Genomic DNA, 7049 nt, shown 5'->3' with positions numbered 1-7049 from the left:
GCGGCGAGCGAGGTCGATCGCTATTGCGCCTGGCCGGGGCAAGCGTGCGGCTACAAATTGGGGCAGACCGAGATTGTCGCGCAGCGCGACCGGGCCAAGGCTGCGCTTGGCGCGCGGTTCGATCTGCGCGATTTCAACCAAGCGGTGGTCGAGGGGGGCAATGTGCCGCTCGACGTCCTCGGCGGCAACATTACGCGCTACATCGCCGGCGCGCGCGCCTAGCGGACGCCGCAATCTCGCACGATGCGGTCGATTTCGGCCAGGATGATCGCGCGCGATTGCTCGACCGGGAGCTTCTGGTCGCCGCGGAGGCGCTGCCACACGTCGAAGCTGAGCAGCAGGTCGATCGTCTCGACCAAGCCCGCCTGCAGCCGAACCGCTGCGGGCAGCACCGATTCTAGCCGCGCGCGCATCAATGCCAGCACGCGATCATGCTCCGCCTGGATCGCGGGCGACATGTGGCGGTGCGCATCGGCGGCGCGCTTGAACGGTAGCAAGGTTTCATAGGTGGTGATCCGGCGTTCGGCACCCTCGCGCAGTCTGCCCTGCCAATCCTCAGCAGCGGAAGGATGGACGCCAAGATCGTAGTGCCGCGACAGTTCGGTGGTCATCGCGCCGTAGAGCGTCTCCATATCCGCAAAGTGCCGGAACACCGTCCGCAGCCCCACCGCGGCCTGCGCCGCGACCAGATCTGCGCTCGGCGTGATATGGCCTTCCTCGACAAGCGCGAGCATCGCCGCGACGATCCGGTCGCGGCTGGTCTGCGCGCGCTTTCGCCGCCCGTCAGTCTCGCTCATTGATGACCTTAATTCGACCAATAGATATACGTCTCGTCGGCCCGCGGTTTCGTTCCGAGCGGGCGGTCGATAGCAATTGGCGAGCGAATGAGCGAGGGCCAAGCGGGCTTCATACTCTCGCGGTCATGCCCGGCGAGCAGCGCGCTCAGGCGCGCGACGATATCGGGGTGCGTTCCCGCGACATCGCGCTGTTCGGTCGGATCGGCCTTCATATCGTACAGCAGATTGACGTGCGGCAGATCGAGCGCCTGCAGCTTCCAGTCACCATCGCGCACAACCTTGTAGCGACCGCTGCGCCAGAACAGCGTGCTGTGCGGCGTGCCCGTCGCCGTGCCCTGCATGAAGGGCAGCAGATTGACCCCGTCGATCGGGCGATCGTGCGGCAAGTTTGCGCCTGCGCTGCCGCCGGCGGTTGCGAAAATGTCGAAATGGCTGACCGGCGCGGCGATCGTCGTGCCGGGCTTGATCTGCGCTGGCCAGCGCATGAAGAACGGCACCTTGACGCCCCCTTCGAAGAACGTCGCTTTCCACCCGCGATACGGTTTGTTGATATCGGGCAGGCCGATATAATGTGCGCCGCCATTATCGCTGGTGAAGATCACCAGCGTATTCTGATCCAACCCTTGCGCTTTCAGCGTCGCCATCACGCGGCCGACACCGCGGTCGAGCGCGCGGATCATCGCGGCATAGACGCGCATGCGGTGGTCGGTGATCTGCGGAAGCGCGTCGTAATCGGCTTTCGCCGCCTGCAGCGGCGTGTGCGGCGCGTTATAGGCCAGATACAGAAAGAACGGGCGGTTGCGATTGGCGACGATCGTCGCTTGCGCCTGTGCCGTCAGATAATCGGTCATGTAGCGATCGGGCCGGAACGGCTTGCTGCCGTTATATTGGACGCTGAAGGGCAGGTTCGCCCACAGGAATTTGTCGATCGGGTCGAAATCCTGCACCGAATTGACGACGTCCGGGCTGTCGTCGAGCAGATATTTCTGCCCGCCGATCATGAAGCCCAAGCTCTCGTCGAAACCGTGCTGCTCGGGTCGCATCCCCTTGGTATCGCCCAAATGCCATTTGCCGAGATGCATCGTATGATAGCCACGCGTGCGCAGCAGATCGGCGATCGTGATCTCGCTGGCGGGCATCCCCTTGTCCTGCACCGGCGGCAAACGCGCGGCGTCTTCATCGAAGATCGTCTTATGCTCCCATTTGGTCGGGAAGCTGGCGATCGTGCGCGAAAAGGCCGCATCGGTGCGGATCAGGCTGGAGGGGAACCATTTCGGCGGATGCACGTCGGCGGGGGTGAATTCGTAGCCGAAGCGCGTGGCATATCGGCCGGTCATCAACGCCGCGCGGCTCGGCGCGCACGTCGCGTTCCCGGCATAGCCATTGGCAAACGCGGCGCCCTGCTGCCCGAGCGCATCGATATTGGGCGTCTTGACCAGCCCGCCGGCCACGCCGCCGCCGTTGAAGCTGATGTCGTTATAGCCAAGGTCGTCGCCGACGATCAGCACGATGTTGGGCGGACGCCGATCGACCGGCAGCGCGGCGACGGCGGGCCCTTGTTGCCACGCAACGGGATGATTGTCCGCGACGTGCGGCGCGATCCAGCCGGGTAAGTGCAGCAGCACATAATCCTTGGCGGCAAAGCCCGCGACCGCGAGCGCCGCGACCGAGGCGAGCGTGACCTTGACCCAGCGTTTCATCGCGCGCCCTCCCGATCAAAGCTGTTCCAGCCGAGCGCGAGGATCATGATCATCACCGCCTCCGCCACCATCGGCGGGAAAGCGTGCGCGGGGGCACCATCGGCGACGAGGCTGATCGCGCGTCCGCTGATCGCGAGGCCGAGCAGGCAGAGCGGGACGAGCAAGGGCGTGCGCCAGGCACGCCAGGCACCGACCAGCGCGAAGATTCCGCCGGTCAGGAAAAAGGCGGGGAAATCGGCGCGGATCGTCGCCAGCCCTTGGGTTCCGAGCGCGGTGATGAAGAAGCGCAAGCCCAATTGTGCCGGATCGATCAAAAATCCGATCCCGAGCAGGATGTTGAACACCGCCGTAAGCCCGACGATTCCTCGTATCACGTTCCGCATCGCGACATCCCCCCTTTGTTATGAGAGCCAACGTACCATCGTTCGGGCGTTCTGCAATCTTTCGGCATTGCTAATGCCACATTAAAAAGGCATCTTGCCGCTCGAGGGGAGGAACAGTGCGCACTACCGGGATCCTCACGACCGTGGCCTTGGCTGCATTCGTCGTCGGCGCGGCGCTTTTCCGGGGGGAAACCGGCGCCGCGCTGCTCGGTCTTGCGTTTCAAGCGCGCGCTGGCGTCGACACCACGCGCGATCTGCCCGACGGTTTGCATGTCGCGCTATGTGGTACCGGGGCGCCACTACCCGATCCCGGCCGCGCCGGTGCGTGTACCGTGGTCATTGCCGGGCAGCACATTTTCGTGGTCGATTCGGGTGAGGGAGGTGCCAGGCACATCGCGCTGATGGGGATCCCCAATGGCCGGATCGAGGGCGTGTTCCTGACGCATTTCCATTCGGATCATATCGATGGCCTCGGCCCGATGATGCTGCTGCGCTGGACTGGGCGGGGGGCGACCGCGCCGCTGCCAATTTACGGCCCGACCGGCGTCGAGCGGATCGTCGCCGGGTTCGATGCGGCGTACGCCACAGACTCGGGCTATCGTACCGCGCACCATGGCCCGAAGATCGCGCCGCCTTCGGGTGCCGGGGGCAAAGCGGTGAGCTTCACCCCGCCGGTGCGCGGCACGCTCGGGTCGGTGGAAGTGTATCGCGCGAACGGCTTGCGCGTCACCGCCTTCAGCGTGGAACATGGGCCGGTTCAGCCGGCCGTCGGCTATCGCTTCGATTATAAGGGCCGCTCGGCGGTGATCAGCGGCGATACTGCAGCGAGCGCGGCGCTGGTCGCCAATTCAAAGGGTGTTGATCTGCTGGTGCATGAGGGCCTGCAGCCGGCCTTGGTCAAGCGCATGACCGCGGCGCTGGTCGCGCGACATCAGTCCGGCACCGCGCAAATCACGCGCGATATCCTGACCTATCATACATCCCCCGAGGTGGCCGCGCAGGAAGCGCAAGCGGCGGGGGTGAAGCATTTGCTCTTCACGCATATCCTGCCACCGGTGCCGTTCCGCATCGCCTATCCGGCGTTCCTCGGTCGCGCGCGGCAATTTTATGACGGGCCGATCACGGTGGGCCAGGATGGCATGATCTTCAGCTTGCCGGCCGCGAACCGCACCATTGCCTTCGCGCGCTTGCCGGTCGATTGAGACGTTCGGGGCGCGGCATGCGCCAAAGCGCTTGCACCGCGCCGCCAGCTTCGCTTTGACCCCGCGATCGGGCAACGCGTTGTCTCACCGGCCGTTCAGAGATACCCTGCCGAATGTTCCAGTTAGATCATGATCGCTCAACCAATACGCTTACGATCCGGGTAAAGGGTTTTTGGACGCCGGAGATCGTCGCCGATCTGGGCGGGGCGCTGATGCAGAAGGCACGCGATCTGCATGGAGCCGGGGGCGATTTCGACGTTATCGTCGAATCGCTGGAATTCCCCGTCCAATCCAATGACGTTGCCGATCTGCTGACCCAAATCATGGTTGCGGGCATCGCGTTGACGTCGGGACGCGCGGCGGTCGTGGTCGGCAGTCAACTCAACAAGCTGCAAGCCGAGCGGACGTTGGTGCATCCGCGCCTACGCGTGTTCAGGTCGCTCGCCAAAGCCAAAGAATGGCTCGCCGCAAGCGCGCTCCAAGTCTAGCCGATCCGCCCGCGTCAGCCCGTGGGCAGCGGTTTCGTACGGATGTTCAACTGTCCCTCAAGCCCGGCCAGACGGTGCTTTTCGATCGCCTGATAGTCGGGCGATTGCACCATCGCCATCATCGCCGCACGACTGGGATATTGCGCCAGCGCGACCATGTGCCACGGCTCATCCATCTGCCCGAGCATCAATTCGGTTATCGCGCCCGCGAACACAGACTTGCCACCGACCGCCGCAAGGCATGCCTGCACCGCCGCACCATATCGGGCATAGGCTTCGCGCCCGGTAAGCTCGCTGTCGCTGCCATCGGCATATTCGGCGTGTGGCTTGAAGCGCAGCAAATTGACCATCACGAACGGGCCGTCTTCCTCACCCGTGAAGAAAGCGGCGAGTTGCTCGGGGCCCGGGAATACCGCGTTGATAACGTTCATGATGTGTGACCCTGGTTGGAGCGGATAAAGTCGTCGATTAGCGTGCAGAGCTGTTCCGGCGCATCTTCCTGCAGGAAGTGGCCGCCGCCGGCGATGATCGTGTGGGGCTGCCCTTTGGCGCCGGGAACACGGTCGATAAAGACCTTCTCGCCGCCCTTGGTCACGGCATCCTGATCGCTGAAGGTGGTCAGTACCGGCTTGTCGAAACGCTCGAGCACTGTCCACGCCGCCTGGTTTTCCGCGACCGACGCGTGGTCGGCCGTGATCGGCACGAGCTTGGGAAATTCCCGCGCGCCTTCCTTGTAGCGTTCGTCGGGGAAGGGCGCGTCATAGGCGGCGATCTCCGCCGGGGTCAGGTCGCGCGCTGTGCCGCCATTGACGATGAAGCCGACCGGAAATTGCGGCACGTTCTGGCTGAAGGCGAGCCAGGCATTGAACCCGTCGGAGGATCCGGTGCCGATCGGCAGACCGGTATTGGCGATCGCCAGCCGCGCGAAACGATCCGGGAAGGCAGCGACGAGGCGCAAGCCGATCAGCCCGCCCCAATCCTGGCAGAACAGCGTGATGTCCTTGAGATCGAGCGCGGTGAGCCACGCGCTCATCCACGCGACATGGCGTTCATAGGTGTAATCGCCGCGCGCGGCGGGTTTGTCCGATTTGCCGAAGCCGACCAGATCGGGCGCAATCACCCGGTGGCCGCGCGCGACCAGATCCGGCACGAACTTGCGATAGAGATACGACCAGCTCGGCTCGCCGTGCATCAGCAGGATTGGCGCCGCGTCGCGGGGACCCTCGTCGAGATAGTGGATCCGCAGATCCGTCCCGTCGGCGTCGGTGACGCTCAGATAGTGCGGCGCGAACGGATAATCCGCGAGAGTGTCAAAGCAGGAATCTGGTGTTCTCAGAATCTCCATCGCGCGCTCTCCGGTTCCGCAATTATATTGGCATGGATAGTGCCAAAAGTAATCGCGAACGTCAATCGGCAGGGGGTGCCGAATCGCGCACGAAGCGTACGCCGATATGATCGGTGCCCAAGCCGCGTTCCTCGAATTGCCGCGCCGCCGGCCGGTACCGCGCGCAATAATTGCTCGCGCATAAATAGGATCCACCCTTGATCACGCGGCTGGCCCCGCCGGGGCCAGCCGCGGCGCTGGTCCATTCCCACACATTGCCGATCATGTCGTACAGTCCGAAGGCGTTGGGCTTAAAGCAGCCGACGGGCGCGCGACCGCGAAAGCCGTCCAACCCCAGATCGCGCGCGGGAAAAACGCCCTGATAATAATTCGCTTGCGGCGTGCCATGGGCATCGATCGGCTCGGGCAACGCTTTGCTTCCGGCGAGCGCGGCATATTCCCATTCGGCTTCGCTCGGCAGCCGCTTGCCGGCCCAGTGCGCATAAGCTTCGGCATCGTCATAGGCGATTTGCACGACGGGTTCGGTGTCACGGCCTGCGATCGATTCGCCCGGCCCCGCGGGGTGCCGCCACTGCGCCCCGGCCGACCAGCGCCACCAGCGCGGGTCGCGATCGTCAGGGATTGCAAAGACGGCCGATCCCGGTTGCCGCATCTCGGGCGGGGTGTCGGGGAGCGCCGGAGGCGTGCGCTCGGCGACCGTGCGATAGCCGGTCGCGGCGACGAACCGGGCGAATTCGCCATTGGTCAATTCGTGCGTGTCGACCCAGAACGCCTTGACCGTCGCGCGGTGTGGCGGCCCTTCCTCCGGATATTTCGGATCGGCCCCGATGATGACGTCGGCTGCGGGCAGATGAATCATCGGTGCTGACCGCAAATCGGCGCAGCGCGCGGTTCCTGCCGGTGGGGTGTCGGGCGAACATCCGGCGAGCCCGAGCGCCATGATCAACGCGGCGAGACCTTTGCTACAGTGGATCATCGCCATCGCCATCGTCCCCAACAGGCGGCATGGGCCGAAGATTGTCAACGCGAAGCTGCCGTGCGCGCTCATCCGATTTTCCAACGGCCTGTCCCGAGCCAATATCCGGTTGGATCCCGCGTTTCGGTCGCGAGCTGGGGATAGACAGATCGCCATAT

At 64.4% G+C, this 7049-nt stretch carries 9 protein-coding genes; 3 read left to right on the top strand and 6 right to left on the bottom strand.

All coding sequences use genetic code 11. The annotated features are described in order from the left end of the window. Positions 1-222, top strand: a 222-nt coding sequence (locus ABWP09_RS12565; RefSeq protein WP_353205472.1) for a DUF885 family protein, incomplete at its 5' end; no start/stop codon positions are given. Here the strand turns inward: ABWP09_RS12565 and ABWP09_RS12560 are convergent. From ABWP09_RS12560 to ABWP09_RS12550, 3 genes are read right to left on the bottom strand one after another with little or no spacing between them, the layout of a single operon-like run. Further along, positions 219-797 carry a TetR/AcrR family transcriptional regulator gene (locus ABWP09_RS12560; RefSeq protein WP_353205471.1) on the bottom strand — a complete coding sequence of 193 codons (579 nt, stop codon included), beginning with the start codon at positions 795-797 and terminating at the stop codon, positions 219-221. The two genes, ABWP09_RS12565 and ABWP09_RS12560, sit on opposite strands and share 4 nt — an antisense overlap. Positions 798-805: 8 nt before the next feature. Continuing rightward, positions 806-2497, bottom strand: a complete 1692-nt coding sequence (locus ABWP09_RS12555; RefSeq protein ID WP_353205470.1) for a sulfatase-like hydrolase/transferase — start codon at positions 2495-2497, stop codon at positions 806-808. Continuing rightward, positions 2494-2880 (bottom strand): hypothetical protein, encoded by a 387-nt coding sequence (locus ABWP09_RS12550; RefSeq protein WP_353205469.1) that lies wholly within the window; start codon positions 2878-2880, stop codon positions 2494-2496. The genes ABWP09_RS12555 and ABWP09_RS12550 overlap by 4 nt, the downstream gene beginning before the upstream one ends. A 143-nt stretch (positions 2881-3023) precedes the next feature. Here ABWP09_RS12550 and ABWP09_RS12545 point away from each other — a divergent pair, with 143 nt between their 5' ends. After that, positions 3024-4082 (top strand): MBL fold metallo-hydrolase, encoded by a 1059-nt coding sequence (locus tag ABWP09_RS12545; RefSeq protein ID WP_353205468.1) that lies wholly within the window; start codon positions 3024-3026, stop codon positions 4080-4082. Between the two features lie 113 nt (positions 4083-4195). Further along, positions 4196-4570, top strand: coding sequence for a hypothetical protein (locus ABWP09_RS12540; protein ID WP_353205467.1), 375 nt, complete (start codon positions 4196-4198; stop codon positions 4568-4570). Positions 4571-4584: 14 nt separating this feature from the next. On the opposite strand, the gene ABWP09_RS12535 is transcribed toward ABWP09_RS12540, so the two are convergent. The 3 genes from ABWP09_RS12535 to ABWP09_RS12525 form a co-directional block, all read right to left on the bottom strand. Beyond that, positions 4585-5001: a DUF1330 domain-containing protein gene (locus ABWP09_RS12535; protein ID WP_353205466.1), complete on the bottom strand. Its 417-nt coding sequence runs from the start codon at positions 4999-5001 to the stop codon at positions 4585-4587. Beyond that, complete coding sequence (locus ABWP09_RS12530; protein WP_353205465.1) at positions 4998-5915, bottom strand: haloalkane dehalogenase; 918 nt, start codon at positions 5913-5915, stop codon at positions 4998-5000. The genes ABWP09_RS12535 and ABWP09_RS12530 overlap by 4 nt, the downstream gene beginning before the upstream one ends. 61 nt (positions 5916-5976) lie before the next feature. Then, positions 5977-6963, bottom strand: coding sequence for a formylglycine-generating enzyme family protein (locus ABWP09_RS12525; RefSeq protein ID WP_353205464.1), 987 nt, complete (start codon positions 6961-6963; stop codon positions 5977-5979). Positions 6964-7049: the final 86 nt, after the last annotated feature.

This window comes from Sphingomonas sp. (genome assembly GCF_040398505.1).
Taxonomy (GTDB): domain Bacteria; phylum Pseudomonadota; class Alphaproteobacteria; order Sphingomonadales; family Sphingomonadaceae; genus Sphingomonas.
This window is presented reverse-complemented; position numbering and strand designations above follow the sequence as displayed.

What these genes read in the sequence shown, in the direction of transcription:
- ABWP09_RS12560 (WP_353205471.1), bottom strand. Translation starts at nt 797, where the DNA reads ATGAGCGAGACTGACGGGCGGCGAAAGCGCGCGCAGACCAGCCGCGAC.
- ABWP09_RS12555 (WP_353205470.1), bottom strand. Translation starts at nt 2,497, where the DNA reads ATGAAACGCTGGGTCAAGGTCACGCTCGCCTCGGTCGCGGCGCTCGCG.
- ABWP09_RS12550 (WP_353205469.1), bottom strand. Translation starts at nt 2,880, where the DNA reads ATGCGGAACGTGATACGAGGAATCGTCGGGCTTACGGCGGTGTTCAAC.
- ABWP09_RS12540 (WP_353205467.1), top strand. Translation starts at nt 4,196, where the DNA reads ATGTTCCAGTTAGATCATGATCGCTCAACCAATACGCTTACGATCCGG.
- ABWP09_RS12535 (WP_353205466.1), bottom strand. Translation starts at nt 5,001, where the DNA reads ATGAACGTTATCAACGCGGTATTCCCGGGCCCCGAGCAACTCGCCGCT.
- ABWP09_RS12530 (WP_353205465.1), bottom strand. Translation starts at nt 5,915, where the DNA reads ATGGAGATTCTGAGAACACCAGATTCCTGCTTTGACACTCTCGCGGAT.
- ABWP09_RS12525 (WP_353205464.1), bottom strand. Translation starts at nt 6,963, where the DNA reads ATGAGCGCGCACGGCAGCTTCGCGTTGACAATCTTCGGCCCATGCCGC.